Source organism: Mucilaginibacter aurantiaciroseus (genome assembly GCF_024055595.1).
In the GTDB taxonomy this organism is placed as follows: Bacteria; Bacteroidota; Bacteroidia; order Sphingobacteriales; family Sphingobacteriaceae; genus Mucilaginibacter; species Mucilaginibacter aurantiaciroseus.
Window position 1 is genome coordinate 381,140 of record NZ_JAMXOF010000001.1, and the last position, 18,731, is coordinate 399,870.

An 18,731-nucleotide genomic window follows, 5' to 3' on the forward strand; every position below is an offset into this window, starting at 1 on the left:
TTCGCACGCACTAAAAACTCGCCCCAATCCTTACTGCCTGGTTTGCACCTGCAACTTTGTTGTTGAACGATGTGCCATACATTACCCTTAAGCCGATATTGGTTTGGAAGCCAACGCCCAATTCGGTATAGTTTTTTATTTTAGGGGTAGACAGGTAATTTACATTGATGATCTCCTGTAGTTTTAGCTTACGGATAAGCGGGATCATATTGGTAATTAAACCTGTAAAGTTATGCTCTAAATGGCCTTCCAGAAATTTATCCCCGGTGCTGAACTGGTAATAATCTAACAGCAAAAATTTATTAATGCCACCCTGGTAAAACAACACCTGGTTACCGCTAAAGTGCCTGTAGTCGGTATAATAGATATTTTTGGTATTGAAGAACTTGCCTGCTGCCACGTAAAACGAGGTTTTACCATAAAAACCCATTGGGATATCCGACTTAGAGATATCTGCCGATACCAAATTATAATCCGCATCAGAGCCAAACACGTTTTTAACCGCCTTGGTAAAGTTTAAACCAATGGTTGGGTATTTGGACGGGATGTAGCGCTTACCGGTAGGGTAAGTTTCGTAACGGTTGCTAAAATCATAGGTAGTGCGCACGCTTACGTTGAACGACTGGTTCTCGGGGAACAAAGGCGCATCTATCGCAGGCGATAAGGGGTTATTTGATGTAAACTCATGCCCTTTTGGATAGAAGAAACTGTAATCGGTTGTGTTTGAAAGGTATTTACGGTTTGCCCACTCGGCGCCGGCGCTTGCCTGCCATCCACCGTAAATACGTTTAGATATAGTGGCCGTTGCATATTGCTTTTGGTATAGCTTTTCAAAGTTCTGCCTGTTTAAAAGGGTGTTAGCCGTGTTCATGAACGAACTGATGGGTTCGCGGTTGTTCATGTCTATTACGTCGCTACCACCTGCTAAGTTCAGTGTGAACGAACCTACGGGCATGGTTACCCCACCTGTGGCATTAAGTAGTTTGTTAGAGAAACCGTAACGCACTTTGCCGTAAATATTAAGGTAACGGTTATTCACGCTGTCTATCTGTTTGGTGAACGATCCGCCATAACCCAACGCCAGGCCCTCAACCGTATTATAAGTTACCGAACTCAATAGCGAGTTGAAGTTATAGTACTCATGATCGTACCGGTTGCGGTGGCGGTAGCCACCCAACATGAATTTACCCACACTGAATTTGTTGTTCACCTTGTCGAGCGAATCGAGGTATGGTTTCGTTTCGCGTTTGGCGGCGAGTATGGCTTTTTTTTGATAGTCGATTTTCTCTTCATCTGTAAGTGGAATAGGGCGTTCCTGTTCCCAATAGGCCGAATCTTTTTTGTTTACACCTTTGTTAATGCGCAGCACCTCGGCAAATTGTTTTTTATCCAGCTTAGGGTCTATCTCATAATTCTTATAAACCGAGATAAAATAACCGCCAAATTTAAAACCGAAGAAACCGCCTGTAAATTCAAACTTTAACGAAGCTGGCATCCATACTTTATCGCCCACCGGGAAAAACTGCTCGTTAACTTTTAAAGTATCTACAAAGTTGATATTCGATTTTTTGGTGATGTACAAACCTAGGCTTTGGATGCGCCAGCTATCGTCCATAATATAAATATAGCCGCTAAAGCAAGGGTCGTAAGCATTGCGCGGTGTAACTAATATCTTGTTGATGGTTTCGCCATTTTCGGTAATAAAACCAACGTATTTGTATTTGTAGTAGGATAGGGCGTTATCAGCAATCGGCGAGATCAGCGGGCGGTTGCTTAAACCTTCCCAGGTTTGCAGGTTATCGTAAAAATTCACCTGCATATCTGACGCCCGGTTAAAGGTAAATGCCCGGTTACTACCCGAAAATTTGGAGGAGATTATCTCCTCATGCACCTTATCCGGCTTGATAAAGCTGAGCTTTGATTGCGATTCCGACAGGTAAATAATTCCACGTCGGTTGGAATCCAGCCCGTTCTCGCGGGCTATCTTTTGCACATCAACACCCAGGAATTTCTTTGGGGCGGCCAGCAGTTTTTGCAGGCCTTTGATGTAGATCTCGCAGGTGTATGCATTCACTTCGTTCAAATAAGTCTTGCGCTTTTTTATCGCTTTGCGGATGATGGCGTAAGCCGGGTCTTCGGCACCCGCGTTTATTGAAACCTCTTTCAGCTGGTAATCTTCGGCCTTTAAAACGATGTTGAAGGTTTCATTAGCCTTCAATTCTATTTTACGGCTTTCTTGCTTAAAACCTATCGCCTGGTAACGCACATCGTACTGGCCGGCCTTTAGGTTCATCATATAATTACCATCATTATTGGCTGATGTCCCCTTCGTTGTATTGCGGATATAAACTGTAGCGAAAGGGACCGCATTACCTGCGCCATCAATAATTTTACCGCTCAGGGTAAACTCCTGAGCGAATAAACAGGATGTCAACAGCAAAAATATGGCGACGAGGAAAAATGATTTCATGAAGAAGATTTATTAGCGTAAATATGGGTAAAGATTTTAGATGAAGAATGTTAATGTTTGTTAAACAAAAAGGCGTATTTATTTCTAAATACGCCTTTTTGAGGTTTTAAGTTGTTTTAAAACCTATTTCAAGATCGTCTCTATTTTCTCTAATTCATCTGATGAAAAAACGATGTTATCCAATGCCTTCAACGAATCTGCTAACTGTGCAGGTTTGCTGGCGCCAATTAATACCGATGTTACGCGCTCATCTTTAAGCAACCAGGCAAGCGCCATTTGTGCTAAGGTTTGGCCGCGTTGTTCTGCAAGGCTGTTTAGTTTTTTGATCTTGCCGATAATTTCATCAGTAACCTGGCTTTCCTGTAAAAAGCCGGTTGATTTTGCCGCGCGCGAATCTTCGGGTATACCATGCAGATATTTGTTGGTTAGTAACCCCTGTGCAAGTGGAGAGAATGAGATACAACCCACACCATCTTTCCCCAGTACATCCAGCAAACCAGCCTCGGCATCGCGCACGAACATCGAATATTTGGGCTGATGGATGAGGCAAGGAGTACCTAATTGCTTCAATATAGCGATAGCCTTTTCAGCTTCCTGCGCGTTGTAGTTGGAGATCCCTACATACAAAGCCTTTCCCTGGCGAACGATGAGGTCTAACGCGCCCATGGTTTCCTCAAGCGGGGTATCGGGATCCGGGCGGTGGTGGTAAAAAATGTCCACGTAATCCAAGCCCATGCGTTTAAGGCTTTGGTCAAGGCTGGATACTAAATATTTTTTTGAACCCCAGTCGCCGTAAGGTCCATCCCACATGGTGTAACCGGCCTTGCTGCTGATGATCAACTCATCGCGGTAACCCGCAAAATCTTCTTTCAGGATCTTACCAAAATTGGTTTCGGCACTGCCCGGAGGAGGACCGTAGTTATTAGCAAGATCAAAATGGGTGATGCCGCTATCGAAAGCTAAATGCAGGATGCTGCGGAAGTTTTCCATCACATCCACATGGCCGAAGTTATGCCACAGGCCTAATGAAACAGCCGGCAGTTTTATACCGCTTTTACCGCAACGGCGGTATTGCATTTTATCGTATCGTGCGGGGGAGGGTAGGTAGGTCATGAGTTTTGGTTTGTTTGTAGCTAAAGTAGGGTTTTTTGTCTGAACCCAAATTTTCGGAATTAAAGAATTAACAGAATATTAATCTTTGCATTCGGTTAAGTCAAAAATTCTATCAATTCGACTTCAGACAACCTCTGCTACCACAAAAGTACTTCCACCTGCAAATACCAGGTCTTTATCTGTAGCGTTTGCTTGTGCCGCACGGAATGCTTCTTTAACAGACCCGTATGCTTCGCCCTGCAAACCAAAGCTTGCGGCTTGTTGTTTGATGCTTTCGGCTTCGAGACCGCGCGGGATATCCGGGCGACAAAAATAGTAGGTAGCGTCGGTTGGTAGCATAGAGAGCACTTTGCTAATGTCTTTATCGTTCACCATCCCTATCACGAAATGCAGGTGCTCATACTTTACCGACGCGATGTTTTTGATTACCTCGGCAATGCCTTCCGGATTGTGGCCTGTATCGCAAATGGTAAGGGGCTTATGGCATAATACCTCCCATCGGCCATGCAAGCCGGTTAGGGTTTTAACCTGTTTTAAGGCCGCTGTGATGTGTTGATTAGTAATGTTGAAACCTTGATTGCGCAATTCATCAACAGCGGTTAAAACTGTGCGTAGGTTGTTTAATTGGTAGCTTCCGGGCAAATCGAGTTGGATATGAAGAGCGGGGAGTGGGGATTGGGGAGCGTCTATTTCCAGATACTCCAGGTTCTCTTCTGACTTTTGACTTTTAACTTTTGACTTTACATCTGATGCAAACACAAAATCAGCATTTACAGACTTTGCTTTATTGATAAACACATCCGCAACCTCCTGTTGGTATTCCCCAATAATTACGGGGGTATTCGGTTTGATAATCCCCGCCTTTTCGGCTGCTATTTTTTGAAGGGTATCACCCAGTAAATTCATATGGTCCCAACCGATATTGGTGATGATGGATAGGAGTGGATCAATCACATTAGTAGAATCCAATCTGCCACCTAAACCCACTTCTACAATGGCAATGTCAACCTGCTCTTTTGCAAATACATCAAAAGCGAGCGCGACCGTCATCTCAAAAAATGAGGGCTGGATCTCTTCAAAATCTGATTTGTGTTTAGCTACAAAATCGATAACGGTTTGCTTGCTGATTATTTCCCCATTGACACGGATGCGCTCGCGGAAATCTTTTAGATGCGGTGATGTATACAGCCCGGTTTTATAGCCCGCAACCTGCAAAATTGCCGCCAGCATATGCGATGTTGAGCCTTTGCCATTTGTACCACCCACATGCACGCTTTTAAACTCGTGCTCGGGATTATTCAGGATCTTCAGTAGCGCAATGGTGTTGGTCAGGTCTTCCTTATAAGCAGACGCGCCTACACGGGTAAAAACGGGTAGCTGGGTGTAGAGGTAGTTAAGGGTGGTTTTGTAGTTCATGGTTGATGGTTCATAGTTCATGGCCGAACTACTTACATACAAATGTAGCATCGAAAACGGATAAGAGCTATCAGCAAAAGAAATTTAACATTGAACTATTAAATGGTATTATTGCCGCTTAAATACAAACGTTTGTGTGTAAGTCCGGTCCTCACTTACATTTGCTGAAGGGTTTACTTTTGCATTTTTAACAGCTTGTATACACTTATCAACTATGTCACCTTCGATGGATGTAGAGCCTCGGGCAACGCTTGCAGAGATAATGTTTCCATCGGTGTCTATTTTGAATGTAATCACGATTTTACCTTCAAAGTTAGTAACAACAGGTTTTGAAGGTGGTCGTGTAAAGTTACGAGCGGTCAATGCAGTACCGCCATTACCATCACCTGTACCGTTATAGTTATTGGTAAGCGTTGTGCCGGTTGGTTTGCCCTGATTACCCGGACTGCTGCCTGTACCGTCGCCTTCGCCGGTGCCATTATTGGTTTTGCCTTTGTACAGGGCGTTTTGGTTTACTGCCGGTTTAGTAACGGTTTTGGTTGTTGGTTGTGTAGCTACGCTGGTGCTTGGTTTTGTTGTATTCGCGGCTACTTCGGGCGCATCGTCGGTGCTTTGGGTAACCACGTTTTTATCGCTGTTCTCCACCTGTTGTTTTTCTTCGGTTGGCGGGGCAGGGGTTACCTTATCGGGTTTGGTGTTGTTGGCTTTTTCGGCTACTGAGGGTTCTTCAGTACTCATATAGTTGCTGCCCATACCTTCATCAACCGTACCATAATTCACCAGGATCCCACCGGTTCCCTCCTCATTTGGCGGCGGATTATGGAAAACAAGAAAATAGCATAGCGCCATCACCAAACCAAGTATGATGCCTGTAGCTAAAAATGCCTTTGGATAATTATTTTCTTCCCTGTAGTCCATTTATTAGTATCAAGTAGTTAGTATTAAGTATCACGACCATACCAATTTCTTGATACTATATACTCAATACTTGTATCTCTTTTTATCCCTTCGGTTCTGTTGCCAGTACCATTTTTATGTTTAGTTTTTGTGCTATGTCCATCACCTGCACCACATCCTGTATAGCCACGGTGCGGTCTACATAAAGTACTATGGTCAACTCGGTTGCAAGGCTTTTGTAGCTTTGCAGGGTAGGCTGTATCTGATCTACCGGTACCTGCTTTTTATCGATGGTGTAAATCAAATTTTTATCGATAGATACGTTAATGGTTTTTTTGGATACCGATTGGCCGCTTGATGATTTTGGCAGCATCAGCTTTACCACGTTGGGGTTGGTTACCGTAGACGCGATGAGGAAGAACAAAAGCAGGAAGAACATGATATCGTTCATGGCCGAAGTATGTACCTCTGCCGATGCACCTTTATGTCTTTTTCTTAAATTCATTTGCTTGGCTCTTCTAACAGGTCAATAAATTCGATGGCGTCGGTTTCCAGTTTTAGGATCACCTTATCAACCATCATATTTAAAATGTGGTAACAGATGTAGGCGATGATACCCACAAACAAACCTGCTGCAGATGTAACCATTTTCACGTATAAACCTCCCGAAATAACCCCCATGCTGATGTTATCGGTTTTAGAAATATCATAAAAGATCTTGATAACACCCGCGATAGTACCCAGGAAACCAAACATGGGCGCGATACCGGCTACTATGCCGATGATGCCGATGTTCTTCTCCAGTTTGGAAACTTCCAGCTTACCGATGTTTTCTATAGCGCCCTCGATATCTTTTATGGGGCGGCCGATACGTAGCAAACCTTTTTGCAGCATACGCCCCAGTGGTGAATTACTATTACGGCAAATAGCAATAGCCGATTGCAGATCGCCGGAGTGGATGCTGCTGCGTACCTGGCTCATTAAATGCGACTCGTCTTTTGATGCCTTGCGGATGGTGAAGAAACGCTCGAAGAATATAACAAGGCCCAGTATAGCCAGTATCCCGATAGGTACCATTACCCAGCCACCTCTTATCAGCAGGTCGCCAAAGCGTAAATCTTCTTCAGGGATCTTTGCCAGTTGTTGGGTTGCTGCCGTATGCGCGGTATCAATCAGTTTTGCGGTGGTATCTGCTGCAACCTGCAATAATAACATCATAGTTTTTGTTTAATTCTTAATGTAAAATGTAGCCCCTGTAACGAGGATAATTATCTAACGTTTATCGGTAATATATAAACCTGGGAAGGCTTAATTATACCGGTATTTAATATTTTATCTAATGCGGATGCCGCATCGCCTTTTAACCTGTAAGTGCCAAGCGATATATTTTGCTTTTTACCCGGCACGCCTTCGGCAATGTGTGCTGTAAAGCCCATTTTTTCGTATTTGGCTATTTCTATATCGGCTTTAGCTATCGTGCTAAATGCGCCAACTATAATCTCATAACGTGGCCCTGTAATTTTATTGTCTACAATCGGCGCGCTTTTGGTGATCGTATCTGTTACAGGTGGTTTAATATTTAAAACTATGCTATCAGCCTTTACAGTCTTTTTAGTAGTGTCAACCTGTACAAGCGTATCAACTTTGGCGTGTATTACTTCCGCCGTTTTGGTAGATTTTGGTTTTGGCACTTCCCGGTTAAATATGGTTGAATCGTACCGGTTAACTAAATAAACGGCTGCCCCTGTAAATACTATAGTTAGGGTAACAAATAATATGGTGGAGTTACGGCCTTTTTTACTGGTCAGTTTAACCAGGTAAGCTTCGTGCTCTTCATCAGTTTCGTAACGGTAACCTTCAACTACCGGCTCTTCTTCACCGGGCACAGTAACCGGGGCAACAGTAGTTGTTTGTTCGGCAGGCTGGTTTGTTGGATATAATGCCGCACTTTGTTCCGGTGCGTTCCCTAATTTATAAAGACTTAACGGTTCGTAACCAAAAAACTCCGGATCATAACTGTTACCTGTGCTTGGGCGGAAATAAAGCTGATCGCCTTCGGTATAAAACCAGCCAAGGTCGGCCAGGGCAACTTCTTCATTCTGCGCCTGTAGTTTTATGTTATTGATGAATTTTTCGGTAAAGTATTTTGATGAGGCCAGCGAAATGTTCTTTCTATCGGCAATATATTGTGCCAGCGTTTCATCCTCTATAAATTGCGGGTCAAACTGCACGCTGTAAGTTGGCGGGTATATTTTACCCTCCCTTTCATTATAATGGCCATTAATGCGGGTATGTGCAAAATAGCCCAAACCCGGCACACTCACATCACCATGTTGCGCCAGCAGGTCGCTTATAAAATTGCCTACGTCCATTCGCTAAAAGTAAGGATAATTATAAAACATCAAAAAGCTTAAAATGCATAGCCTATACCACCAAATATATTAAATCCGTAATTTGGATAATAAACCCATGTTTTGCTGCCGGCATTCAAGATATTATTGGCCTGGACAAATACCGATAGCTGTTTGTTTATTTTATAGGTAGCGCCGCCGCTTACATCGGCAAACGAATTTATTTGCGTGTATTGCGGTGCTGCCGGTGTGCTGCCCGTTACCAATAATGGGTCCTGCGTGCTACCGCGGAACATCAAAGATCCATTGATGTCAACCTTATCATTAATGTGGATGCTGGTACCCGCGGTAAGAATAAACTTAGGTAGGTTCCATGGTTGCGCTTCGCTTGCCATTTTGTAGTCTTTAAGCTCTACGCGGCCATAAACGTTAACATCTTCGCTTGCTTTAAAATCAAGTTCGCCATTAAAGCCGCTTACGCGCGCGTCGCCATTGTCATAAATTACCTGGTATTTATTGAACGTTGTTGCAAAGTTGTTTACGAACAAAGGTAGGTTTTTAATGCTGTTGCGGTAGATGGCTGCTTTAAACCCAAGGCCCGGTGCGAGTGTTCCTTTTAAGCCCACGGTGATGTCCAATTTATCTACCGAATTAACCAGATTGATATTTTCACCCAGGAAAGGGTTAACATCGGTTAGGTCTTTAATAGATGCGCGGTTGACGTCCCCTTTAGCTTCGGCAAAAAGTCGTATGTATTTTGGCACTACCTGGAACTCCAGTTTTGCGGCAGGGAAGATGAAGAAACGGTCTGAAAAACCAAACTCTTTGGCAATGTTTACACCCACGTCTATCTTATAATTTTCGCCCTGGAACTTAATGTATGGGTTAGCCCTTACAATGCTGTTGTTTTGAGAGTAAAGTACATCTTTTTGTGAGCCAAGGTCTAACGAAGCACTTAAGCCCGCGTAAAATTGTTTAACGGTTTTGTTTAAAAAGCCACTAATAACCACGTTGCTTTCTTTGGCACTGAACGCATTGTTAAATACATACCCTTTAAATTTGGCTGCATAAGTAAACGCGTTTTCTTCGTCTTTGAAGTTTTTAGCTATTTCTCCTTCGGCACCAATGGTGTTGAATACCTGTTTAGCGGGTTCAAAAGCTACCGGTGGGTTATCCTGGTCTATCCCGTAAAAATAGGTTTGATGGCGTTTGTAAGTGATGCGGCCGGTCAGCGTGTTTTCCGCGCCAATGCTTTTGCCAAATACGCCAACCTCCTGGCGACTGTCGTTCTGCTTATCAAGCGATGAGCCCGATTGCGCGAAGTGTTTCAGGTAACCCCCAACCTGTAGTGCCTGGTCTTTACCGTTGCCAAAGTAAGCTTCGCCAAAGGTAGTTTTCATGCTACCGATACCCACTTTTGCGTAATTATTAGTTTGTATCGAATCTTGTTCCTGTGGCCTTTTCATGGCGTCCAGCTGGCGGATGTTGTTATCTTGTGATAGTTTTTTGTCTAACGGCACATAGTTCAATGGCGCTTTGTAGGGAGTTTTATCTTCCAGGTCGGGGTTACGGCGGATCTTTACCGCCTCGGCTAATACAGGTTTGTATGATGTGGTTACTACAATCTCTTCGGCAAGGCTGCTGTTATTATTATTCGGATTATTCTGTCCGCCTTTTTTTGTTGTATCCGCCGCTGCTACTTTTGATGCCGCATCGCCAAGGTTTTTGGCACCCGCTTTTTGCACGGTGGTGCTTTTAGCAGGTGTTTTAGCTTTAGATACAGGCTTAGCGGTAGTCTTAGCCGGTTGTTTCTTCACCGCGGGTTTCTTTGTTTGTGCCGAGGCAGTGAAAAAGAAGAATACCATTAATAAGGTAAGCAGTGCTATGGTGTGTCTTTGGTTCATTGCTTGTCTTGTTCTATTGTTCTTTGTTTTCCTGTTTGGTTGGTTCTGTCGTGGCAGGTGTGGTTGTTGCAGGTGCTGTCTCTGTTGGTTTTGCTTCCACAGGTGCTGTTCCTGCCGGTTTGGTTTCTACCGGTGCTTCCTGTTTAGCTTTAGATGGTTCAAGCACGCCCAGTTTCTGGCGGGCTATGGTTAAAATATCATCGTCGCCTTTATAGTTATCAATAACACTTTGCAGCGTAGCTTTAGCCTGGAAGGCGTCTTTCAAACCGGCGTAATTGTCTGATAACAATATGTATGTTTTTGCTACCCAATAATCGTAGTTTGGCAAATCCTTCACCAGGTCGAAACAGGTTTTTTGTGATGCCTTGTACTTGCCTTGCAGGTATTCTACATTAGCAATATTGTATTTGGCTTCTGCTGCCGCGATGGTTTTGGTGTTGGTAACGGTGTAGTTCAACTCTTTAATAGCCGCTGTGGTATCGCCTCTTTGCAGGTAAGCTTTACCGGCGTAAAGGCCTGTTTTGAATTTATCTTCTTGTGATGATTTTTCGTTATCGCGTACCAGTTTGGCGTATTTCAATACATCATCCGGCATGTTTATTTGCGAGTAGCTCAACAACAGGTTGTTTACCGCGAAGCTATAATCAGCTTTATATTCTGAATTGGTTTCCAGCCTTTTCAGAAATACTATGGCATCGTTGTATTTCTTTTGCGCCATGTACAACTTAGCCATGCTAATCAATGATTTCTCGCTGTAAGCACTTGTCCAGTCGTTCAGGATCGCGTTGTAGTCTACAACAGCATCATCTCCTTTATTCAGGTTAACCAAGCTTTGCGCACGGATGAACCTCGATTGTTTCTCGTAGATCTGTTTGGTAGGGAATTTATCAAAGTAGGCGCCAACGGCATTAACCGTTCCCTGCCAGTCGCCTTTTAAGTAAAGGTTGTTTGCAGCGGTGTATAAAATGCTTTCCTGCTCGGCAGTGGTGTAGTTACCTATTGCGGTAGAGTTGGCGTAGTTTAAGAACGACGACGCGTCACCTTTATCGGTATATATCTTTTCAACTTGTTTTAAGGCCTGCTTAGCCTCGTCAGATGATGAGTAATCTGATACCACCTTTTTGAACGAGTTGGTTGCTTCGTCGTCCCTGCCGGCATTGTAATCAATTAAACCGATGGTGGTGTAAGCACGCGGTATATAACTGCTACGTGGATATTTGGCTATCATGGCGTTCAGGTCGGCCTTGGCACGGTCGCCATCGTTTTTCAGGAAGTAAGCGTAAGCGGTCTCGAAAGATGCATCATCCGCGTAATCCGAATTTGGAAACCGGCTTAGCAGGCTGTTCATCGTGCTGATCTTAGCATCCGGGGTGTTCTGTAAACCCTGGATAATACCACGCTGGAATAAGGCATATTCCTGTCCCTGGCTGTGGCGGCCAATAATACGGTCGTAATTTTCTAAGGCGTTGCCATAGCTTTTTAGCGCAAAGTAGCTATCACCCAAACGGCTGATGGCATCGTTTTCGGTAGCCTGGTCTTTTACATCTCCACGCAAAAACTTCTCAAAGTAAGTAGCTGCTTTTTTGTATTGCTCATCGTAAAACGCGGCGTATGCAAGGGCATAATTGGCAAAGTTGCCTACGTCGGTCTGTTTAGATTCCGGCATCGCCAAAAACTCCTCAAAGTTTTCAACCGACTCGGTATATTTCCTCACCTCATACATCGATTCGGCCATCCAGTAAAGGGTTAACGCTTGCACCTTAGTATCAACCGGGTTGCGTAAAGAGCGCAGGAAAATGCCTATAGCGTTTTCAAATGCGCGTTCGTTGTAAAACTCTAAACCACGGTAGTAGGTTACTTTCTGGTAAGCTATCTGCGCGCTTTCAGATTTATTGGGAATGGGCTCCAGTATCTCAACAGCTTCCTTGTAGTTTTTTGAGTTAAGCAAAGCCTCGCCCAACAAGATCTTTACCTCATCGTTACGGGTAGATCGCGGGTAATTCTTCAAATATGCACGGGTGGCTGTCAGCGCTTCGTTATTAAAATCGAGCTCGTAAGAAAGTTTGGCGTATTGGTACAAAGCGTCTTCCTGTAACTGTTTGTCGTAAGTTAGTCTTGACGCGGTACGGAATGCGTTACGGGCACTTTGCTTGTTGTTCATTTTCAGAAACACATCGCCCAGTGTATAACTACCACTTTGGCTGTAATTATCATTTTGGGCTACCAGTTTTTCTAACACGGTAGCAGCTTTGCCGTAGTTGCCTACTTTATAGTATGCGTAACCTATCTGGTAGCTGTCTTGCGTGTTTTGGGTACGGCCCTGGTCCTGGTCCTCAAAACGGCTATAGTATTCTACCGACTTGTCGTAATTACCCTTTGCAAAATACGATGCACCAATAATACGCAGCATTTCAGTTTCATTTTGTTGCTTGGTGCTGTTGATGATCGGGATAGCGTAGTTGATAACATCATCGTAACGCTTATCTAAAAAGTAAACGGCGGTGATGTAATAAGGGTAGCTGTTCTCGTATTTTTTAGAGTTTTTAAGTTTTTCGAAGTTGAGCAGTGCTAAGTGGTAATCTTTATTCAAGTACGCGATGTAGGCGAAGTAATAGGTAGCGTCATCGGTAAATGGCGAGCGTTTGTTTTTTACATCGGCGAATAATAATTGCGCGTTCTTATAATCGTTAGTTAAAAAAAAGGCATAACCCTTACGGAATTTGTATTCGGTATTTTGCGAACCGGTTAAATCACCTGCATCCACTTTGTTAAACCAAACCAAAGCATCGTTATACTTACCTTGTTTAAAGTACGATTTACCAACCTGGAAGTACGCCTGCTTGGTGAGCGGGTTTTCCGGGTGCTCCTTTATAAAGCGGGCAAACATACTTTCGGCATCATCATTACCCAATTCAAGCGCGCAAAGGGCTTCGTAATATTGCGAATTCTCTTTAAGCAAAGATAGTTCCGACTCGAATTTTGATTGCTGGCCGGTTTTTAAGCGGGTTTGTTCAACCAAGCGATATTGCTCTGCAGCGGCAGCATATTTACCCATAGCCAACAGGTTGTTCGCATTCTGATAAATGCGGTTAGTGTGGAATGATGGGTTTTGTTGCGCCAGTGTTGGTAGGGCCAATAGCACCGGTGCAATAAAGGTGATGTATCTAAGTTTGATCATAAAGCGCAATAATGATGGATGCTAAATTAGCTAAACGCAAAAATGTAATCCACATTAGTAATTAACAAATGTGGATAAGCGCTTTTTTTTAAAACGATGCACTATTATCTGTGGTATAGCTGTGGAAAACTTTAAATAGTGGGGTTTGATGGTGCTTTTAAAAAGTTTTGTCAAAAGAAAAAGCCAAATGTTTATATCATTTGGCTGCAAAAAAAATGTTTTGAGAAGAACGTTTTATGCCGCTGCCGACAATAGCTTCTTGATAGAGTTTAGGAGTACATTAATATCAAATGGTTTTGCTACAAAATCGTTAGGCCCATCCTCCTGGTTTAGGGTGGCATCCACATCATGGCTGGCAGATATCATGATAACCGGGATTCTTTTAGTTTTAGTTTGCTGCTTAACAAGTTTGCATAATTCGCGTCCATCCATGTTGCCAAGCATAATATCGAGCAAGATCAAGTCGGGGTGTTTTTCCTGAATAGTATCCAGTAATTTATGTCCATCAGACAGTGTGTCTACTTTATAGCCCGAATCTTCAAGTATAAATTTTAGTACTTCCAGTATATCCTGATCATCATCCACAGCTAAAATTCTTCTCATTTTATTATATTCTTAGTATCTAAGGTTTTGTAATTAATTACGAAGCAATACTTATACCAAAATAAAAATAATGTGAAATTAGTCTACTTTTTAATGATGTATCTGGCTTTTTTACAATTGGCGCAAAAGTATTTTTTGACCGGGAGAAAGAATAAAATATTCTTCACTAACCAGCTTCTGTGCAACTGGTGATGAAATAGATTGCCGCATTTTGGGCAATGTGTGCTGGGTGGTTTAGGTTTATGGCTCAAATTGTTTCTACTACTATTGTAGTTTTTTAACTACGTTGAATGTTAGGGTTTGGTTTGCTTAGTGTTAAATGTTAATATGCCGGGTACTCATTAGCCATTGTAATTGGTCAATAGTTATTTAACCTTTTCAAGTTTGCAAAGTTAAAAAAAAAGCCTTTTTTAACGTTATCCAGTTTTTTCATTATTGATATACCGTATAAATTGTTACATAAATGATCTTAATTCGACATTAAGTTAATGTAAAATAAATGAGATTTAGAAAAAAACCATAAAACGTTCTTTGTAGTTAAAAATACGGGTTGAAAAGACGATTTCAACCCATATTTATGCATTGATAATTAATATCCGTAGATCTGTTTCATATCAGGCTTGGTTTGTTCGCCGTAGTTTTTATGGTCGTCATCAGTAACGCGTTTGTCTGATGTTACGATACAGTAGGTATATGGTTTGCCTTTTAATTCGGTATCATGGAAAGTACTCATGTCAGCAAAGCTGATGTTGTTCCCCTTTTTAAAAGTTGCTTTGCGCGCATCGTAATTTAAACCTTTGCGTTGTGCCGCCAGGTAAATAAAAATGATACCATTTTGGGTAATGCATTCGGTATCAATTGATTTACGGATGTTCTCCTTAGCCGATTTAAACCCTTCTGCAGATTCAGGCATTTTGGTTAGCAACTCATTCATGGCTGCGATCGCATCGTTCATCTTGTCGCTCTGTGTGCCAACGTAGCCGGCAAAAGTGTTTTCATCATCCTTCTTCTGCGATTCTACATAAAACCCGTAAGTAGAGTAGGCAAGCGCCTTTAATTCGCGAATGTTCTGGAATAGGATAGAGCTGATACCTGATTTAAAGTAATTGTTAAACAATTCAATGGTTGGGGCTTTATCTACATTGTAAGCATCCTGGTTGCGTACCCATTGTATTTCGGCCTGTACCATGTCAAAGTTGCCAAACAGTACGGTATTTTTGGTTTCACGTTAATAGTAAGGGATATAAATATAAACAAGCGCCTTAACTATTTGCTTAGGTGGAAGATTTAAAATAGATCAATCGGTGCTTTGCAATAAGAAAATTACAGATTGGTAAGTCTGCCTGAAACAAAAATGCCCCCGTTGAATAAACGGGGGCATTCAAAATTATTAGCGAGTACTTAGCTCCAAAGGTTGCTTGGGTAAGTACCATTGTTAACCAATTGGGAGATCGAGTTTTGAACAATAGGTTTATCTTCTTTATAAGTAACGCCAAACCATTTGGTAGCAGTTGGAATAACCTTGAATGATGCTGTACCGCTTTTGATCAGTTCATCGGCCACCAATGGGATAAAGAACTCTGATTTAGGGTTCTCTTTATTAGCGGCAACAAATTTTCTGAATAGTTCCTCGCTCTGTCCAAACACAGCAGGGGTAAAGCCCCAGAAGTTCATAGATACACGTGTATCATTAGATAAACTATTTTCGCCTGTAGCATCTTTGTATGCTACTGTGCCGTCTTCTTTAAAATACACTTCGGTACGCTCGGTTACTTCGGTCATGTTACCGTTATCGTCAACCGCACAAACACCACGAGACACGGTACCATGGTCTGATAAGGTTTTATCTATCTGGTAACCAATAATAGCGTATTTGTCATCAGCTACTTCGGTAGTAAGAAATTTCGCCATTTTTTCAAAAGCATCGTAACCGTAGTAATCATCAGCGTTGATCACACAAAACGGCTCATTGATCTGGTTGCGGGCAGCTAAAACTGCGTGGGCAGTACCCCATGGTTTAGCTCGCTCAATTTTTTCGCTGATGCCGAATGGCTCCAGGTCAAAGCTCTGAAAAACGTAATCGGTTTCAATACGTCCTGCTAATTTAGGCTCAAATATAGCTTTAAACGGTTCTGCAAATTCCTCGCGGATAATGAAGCTAACTTTTCCAAAACCTGCTTTAATAGCATCGTAAATAGAATAGTCGATGATGGTTTCGCCGTTAGGGCCAAAGCCGTCAACTTGTTTCATGCTGCCGTAGCGACTGGCCATACCTGCGGCCAAAATCAATAGTGTTGGTTTCATTCTTTCTTAAAGTAGGGTATAAGTGTACGTGTAATACACAATGCTAATCGTGTACAAATGTTTTAAATTATTTGATGTACCTAAAATCTTGCCCGTTCTGGATGTTCAATAACGATTCATAGATCAAACGGATCACGTTATCAACGTCCTCTTTGTGGATCATCTCTACCGTGGTGTGCATGTAACGCAGCGGTAACGAGATCAGTGCTGATGGTACACCATCGTTAGAGTACGCAAAGGCGTCGGTATCGGTACCTGTCGACCTACTCGACGCCTGGCGCTGGAACGGGATGCCTGCTTTTTGTGCCGATTCTATTAGCAATTTATTCAGGTTGTTTTGTACCGCAGGGGCGTATGAAATAACCGGGCCTTTACCACAAGCCAGATCGCCCTGGGTAATTTTATTGATCATTGGGGTGCCGGTATCATGTGTAACATCGGTAACAATGGCAACATTTGGTTTAATGCGGTGGGCTATCATTTCGGCACCACGCAGGCCAATTTCTTCCTGTACGGCGTTTACAATATATAAACCGAATGGAAGGGTAACGTTGTTCTCTTTCAATAAACGGGCAACCTCGGCAATCATAAAACCGCCTGCACGGTTGTCTAAAGCGCGGCCAACGTAGTAACGGTTGTTAAGCACCATAAACTCATCCTCGTAAGTAATTACACAGCCTACGTGGATGCCAAGGGCTTCAACTTCGTCTTTGGTAACGCAGCCGCAGTCAAGGAAAATGTTTTTTAGTGTTGGTGCTTCTTCCTTTTCGCCGCCTAGGCGGGTGTGGATAGCAGGCCAACCGAACACGGCCTTAACAATACCATTATCGGTGTGGATGTCTACACGTTTTGATGGCGCTATTTGGTGATCGCTGCCGCCGTTGCGGATAACGTAGATCAAACCATCGTTAGTAATATAATTTACAAACCACGAGATCTCATCGGCATGTGCCTCAATAACTACCTTGTATTCTGCCTGTGGGTTAATAACACCAACCGCAGTACCATAATTATCTACAAAATGGTCGTCGATATAGGGTTTCAGATACTCCAGCCAAAGTTCCTGGCCTTTGTATTCAAAGCCGGTAGGCGAAGGGTTATTGATATATTTTTCGAAAAACGCTAAAGATGTTTCAGTTACTATAGCCGGTTTTTGCTCGGCTTCAGGTTTCTTTTTTGCCATGTATAGGAGTGTTTATAAGCTATTTAATAAATAGCACAAGGCAAATATAATAAAGCAATTGTGATAACAAAGAAATGTCTTTTAAACAGTTATAAAGCTTGTTTATTATTTAACATTCACTTTATACTATAACCGCACCTTTGCAGCGTAATAAAAGATCAGTTAATTAGTTAAAGTCACAAGAGGTCAGTTTGCGCAAGGCGAGCTGACTTTTCTTATTTTATACAAGGCTTTTATCCATGCGGATATAGTCCACGCCGTTCTTATGAAACTCATCGCCAATCTTTTTATATCCTAACTTCTCATAAAACCCCGTGGCCGATAACCTTGCGTTGCACCAAAGTTTTGTACCATGCTCGCGCTCTACAAAAGCCGTTATGTAAGCTATAATTTGTGTGCCAATGCCTTTTCCCTGTCCATCAGCAATCACTGCCAGTTTACGGAACTGCCAGTCATCGGCATGCTTAAATAGAGACACCACGCCCATCAATTTATTATCCTCAAACGCCCCAAAATGGTAACCGTGGTTATCCTCTTCCATTTCCATGTTGTGCATATACTCGCCGGGGTTCAGCACATCCCTGCGCAGGCGCCAGGTTAGGTGAGGGGTTATTTGTTCGATGGAAAGCATGAGAAATTTTATATTAAATATGGAAAAATAAGACGATATTTATTGAAACCAACCAAATCTCAATCAATGACAGACACCTACCCTTACATGGTTTCCAATAATAAAATGGGGCCAATCTTTGAAAAAATTAAAACAGCAGGGCGACCACTCAAATTTACAAATGAGTTTTTAAAAACCATTGGATTTACGAGCTCAAATGATCGAGCTATTATTCCCCTACTTAGACGTCTTGGCTTTATAACGGATGACGGAACACCTACAGCATCCTATGATAAATTAAAAGACAGTACTCAAAATAAACATGTGATAGCAGAAAGAATGAAAGACTTGTATTCGGATCTGTATACTGTCAATGAAAACATTCATTCTGCTTCTGACGAAGAAATAAAGGGCGCCATATCAAGAATAACAGGAAAAGACGCAAAACTTGTAAATTATTATTTTGCCACATTCAAAGCACTTGCATCATTAGCAAAATTTGACGGTGCACCTGTTGTCAAAAAAGAAAAAGAAAAACAGGAACAGCCAATTGAACAAAGCGCATTTAACCCTGGAGTGGACAGTCAAGTAAAGCCTAAGACAGACTTTCATTATAACATTCAAATTCATCTTCCAGCAACTACTGACATTTCTGTTTATAATGCGATTTTTAAGAGCCTCAAAGACAATCTTATAATTTGA

At 42.4% G+C, this 18,731-nt stretch carries 15 protein-coding genes; 1 reads left to right on the plus strand and 14 read right to left on the minus strand.

Going from position 1 to position 18,731, the window contains the following annotated elements:
- Positions 1-10 precede the first annotated feature (10 nt).
- From NAF17_RS01770 to NAF17_RS01835, 14 genes are all read right to left on the minus strand, one after another.
- Complete coding sequence (locus NAF17_RS01770; RefSeq protein ID WP_252756260.1) at positions 11-2,470, minus strand: DUF5686 and carboxypeptidase regulatory-like domain-containing protein; 2,460 nt, start codon at positions 2,468-2,470, stop codon at positions 11-13.
- A 123-nt stretch (positions 2,471-2,593) separates the two neighbouring features.
- Positions 2,594-3,583 carry an L-glyceraldehyde 3-phosphate reductase gene (gene mgrA, locus NAF17_RS01775; protein ID WP_252756261.1) on the minus strand — a complete coding sequence of 330 codons (990 nt, stop codon included), beginning with the start codon at positions 3,581-3,583 and terminating at the stop codon, positions 2,594-2,596.
- 123 nt (positions 3,584-3,706) lie between these two features.
- Positions 3,707-5,050: a bifunctional folylpolyglutamate synthase/dihydrofolate synthase gene (locus tag NAF17_RS01780; protein ID WP_370340372.1), complete on the minus strand. Its 1,344-nt coding sequence runs from the start codon at positions 5,048-5,050 to the stop codon at positions 3,707-3,709.
- A 57-nt stretch (positions 5,051-5,107) separates the two neighbouring features.
- A complete protein-coding gene (locus NAF17_RS01785; protein ID WP_252756262.1) occupies positions 5,108-5,917 on the minus strand; it encodes an energy transducer TonB family protein in 810 nt (269 codons plus the stop codon).
- An 82-nt stretch (positions 5,918-5,999) separates the two neighbouring features.
- Positions 6,000-6,401 carry an ExbD/TolR family protein gene (locus tag NAF17_RS01790; RefSeq protein WP_252756263.1) on the minus strand — a complete coding sequence of 134 codons (402 nt, stop codon included), beginning with the start codon at positions 6,399-6,401 and terminating at the stop codon, positions 6,000-6,002.
- A complete protein-coding gene (locus NAF17_RS01795; RefSeq protein ID WP_252756264.1) occupies positions 6,398-7,114 on the minus strand; it encodes a MotA/TolQ/ExbB proton channel family protein in 717 nt (238 codons plus the stop codon). Before NAF17_RS01795 ends, NAF17_RS01790 begins: the two co-directional genes overlap by 4 nt.
- A gap of 50 nt (positions 7,115-7,164) precedes the next feature.
- Positions 7,165-8,268 (minus strand): HU domain-containing protein, encoded by a 1,104-nt coding sequence (locus NAF17_RS01800; protein ID WP_252756265.1) that lies wholly within the window; start codon positions 8,266-8,268, stop codon positions 7,165-7,167.
- A gap of 38 nt (positions 8,269-8,306) precedes the next feature.
- Positions 8,307-10,151, minus strand: a complete 1,845-nt coding sequence (locus tag NAF17_RS01805; protein WP_252756266.1) for a porin family protein — start codon at positions 10,149-10,151, stop codon at positions 8,307-8,309.
- Between the two features lie 13 nt (positions 10,152-10,164).
- Positions 10,165-13,329: a tetratricopeptide repeat protein gene (locus NAF17_RS01810; protein WP_252756267.1), complete on the minus strand. Its 3,165-nt coding sequence runs from the start codon at positions 13,327-13,329 to the stop codon at positions 10,165-10,167.
- Positions 13,330-13,563: 234 nt separating this feature from the next.
- A complete protein-coding gene (locus NAF17_RS01815; protein ID WP_252756268.1) occupies positions 13,564-13,932 on the minus strand; it encodes a response regulator in 369 nt (122 codons plus the stop codon).
- A 589-nt stretch (positions 13,933-14,521) separates the two neighbouring features.
- Complete coding sequence (locus NAF17_RS01820; protein ID WP_252756269.1) at positions 14,522-15,121, minus strand: insulinase family protein; 600 nt, start codon at positions 15,119-15,121, stop codon at positions 14,522-14,524.
- Between the two features lie 212 nt (positions 15,122-15,333).
- Positions 15,334-16,236 (minus strand): nucleotidyltransferase family protein, encoded by a 903-nt coding sequence (locus NAF17_RS01825; RefSeq protein WP_252756270.1) that lies wholly within the window; start codon positions 16,234-16,236, stop codon positions 15,334-15,336.
- Positions 16,237-16,303: 67 nt separating this feature from the next.
- Positions 16,304-17,419, minus strand: a complete 1,116-nt coding sequence (locus tag NAF17_RS01830; RefSeq protein ID WP_252756271.1) for a M42 family metallopeptidase — start codon at positions 17,417-17,419, stop codon at positions 16,304-16,306.
- 220 nt (positions 17,420-17,639) lie between these two features.
- Entirely contained in the window at positions 17,640-18,050 is a 411-nt protein-coding gene (locus NAF17_RS01835) for a GNAT family N-acetyltransferase (RefSeq protein ID WP_252756272.1), read from the minus strand.
- Between the two features lie 66 nt (positions 18,051-18,116).
- On the opposite strand from NAF17_RS01835, the gene NAF17_RS01840 reads away from it, so the two are divergent.
- Positions 18,117-18,731, plus strand: a complete 615-nt coding sequence (locus tag NAF17_RS01840) for a DUF5343 domain-containing protein (RefSeq protein ID WP_252756273.1) — start codon at positions 18,117-18,119, stop codon at positions 18,729-18,731.

Bases quoted from the DNA above. Each gene is read 5' to 3' on its own strand.
- NAF17_RS01780 (WP_370340372.1), bottom strand. From the start codon at position 5,050: ATGCTACATTTGTATGTAAGTAGTTCGGCCATGAACTATGAACCATCA.
- mgrA (WP_252756261.1), bottom strand. From the start codon at position 3,583: ATGACCTACCTACCCTCCCCCGCACGATACGATAAAATGCAATACCGC.
- NAF17_RS01790 (WP_252756263.1), bottom strand. From the start codon at position 6,401: ATGAATTTAAGAAAAAGACATAAAGGTGCATCGGCAGAGGTACATACT.
- NAF17_RS01805 (WP_252756266.1), bottom strand. From the start codon at position 10,151: ATGAACCAAAGACACACCATAGCACTGCTTACCTTATTAATGGTATTC.
- NAF17_RS01800 (WP_252756265.1), bottom strand. From the start codon at position 8,268: ATGGACGTAGGCAATTTTATAAGCGACCTGCTGGCGCAACATGGTGAT.
- NAF17_RS01830 (WP_252756271.1), bottom strand. From the start codon at position 17,419: ATGGCAAAAAAGAAACCTGAAGCCGAGCAAAAACCGGCTATAGTAACT.
- NAF17_RS01770 (WP_252756260.1), bottom strand. From the start codon at position 2,470: ATGAAATCATTTTTCCTCGTCGCCATATTTTTGCTGTTGACATCCTGT.
- NAF17_RS01820 (WP_252756269.1), bottom strand. From the start codon at position 15,121: ATGGTACAGGCCGAAATACAATGGGTACGCAACCAGGATGCTTACAAT.
- NAF17_RS01815 (WP_252756268.1), bottom strand. From the start codon at position 13,932: ATGAGAAGAATTTTAGCTGTGGATGATGATCAGGATATACTGGAAGTA.
- NAF17_RS01835 (WP_252756272.1), bottom strand. From the start codon at position 18,050: ATGCTTTCCATCGAACAAATAACCCCTCACCTAACCTGGCGCCTGCGC.
- NAF17_RS01810 (WP_252756267.1), bottom strand. From the start codon at position 13,329: ATGATCAAACTTAGATACATCACCTTTATTGCACCGGTGCTATTGGCC.
- NAF17_RS01825 (WP_252756270.1), bottom strand. From the start codon at position 16,236: ATGAAACCAACACTATTGATTTTGGCCGCAGGTATGGCCAGTCGCTAC.
- NAF17_RS01840 (WP_252756273.1), top strand. From the start codon at position 18,117: ATGACAGACACCTACCCTTACATGGTTTCCAATAATAAAATGGGGCCA.
- NAF17_RS01785 (WP_252756262.1), bottom strand. From the start codon at position 5,917: ATGGACTACAGGGAAGAAAATAATTATCCAAAGGCATTTTTAGCTACA.
- NAF17_RS01795 (WP_252756264.1), bottom strand. From the start codon at position 7,114: ATGATGTTATTATTGCAGGTTGCAGCAGATACCACCGCAAAACTGATT.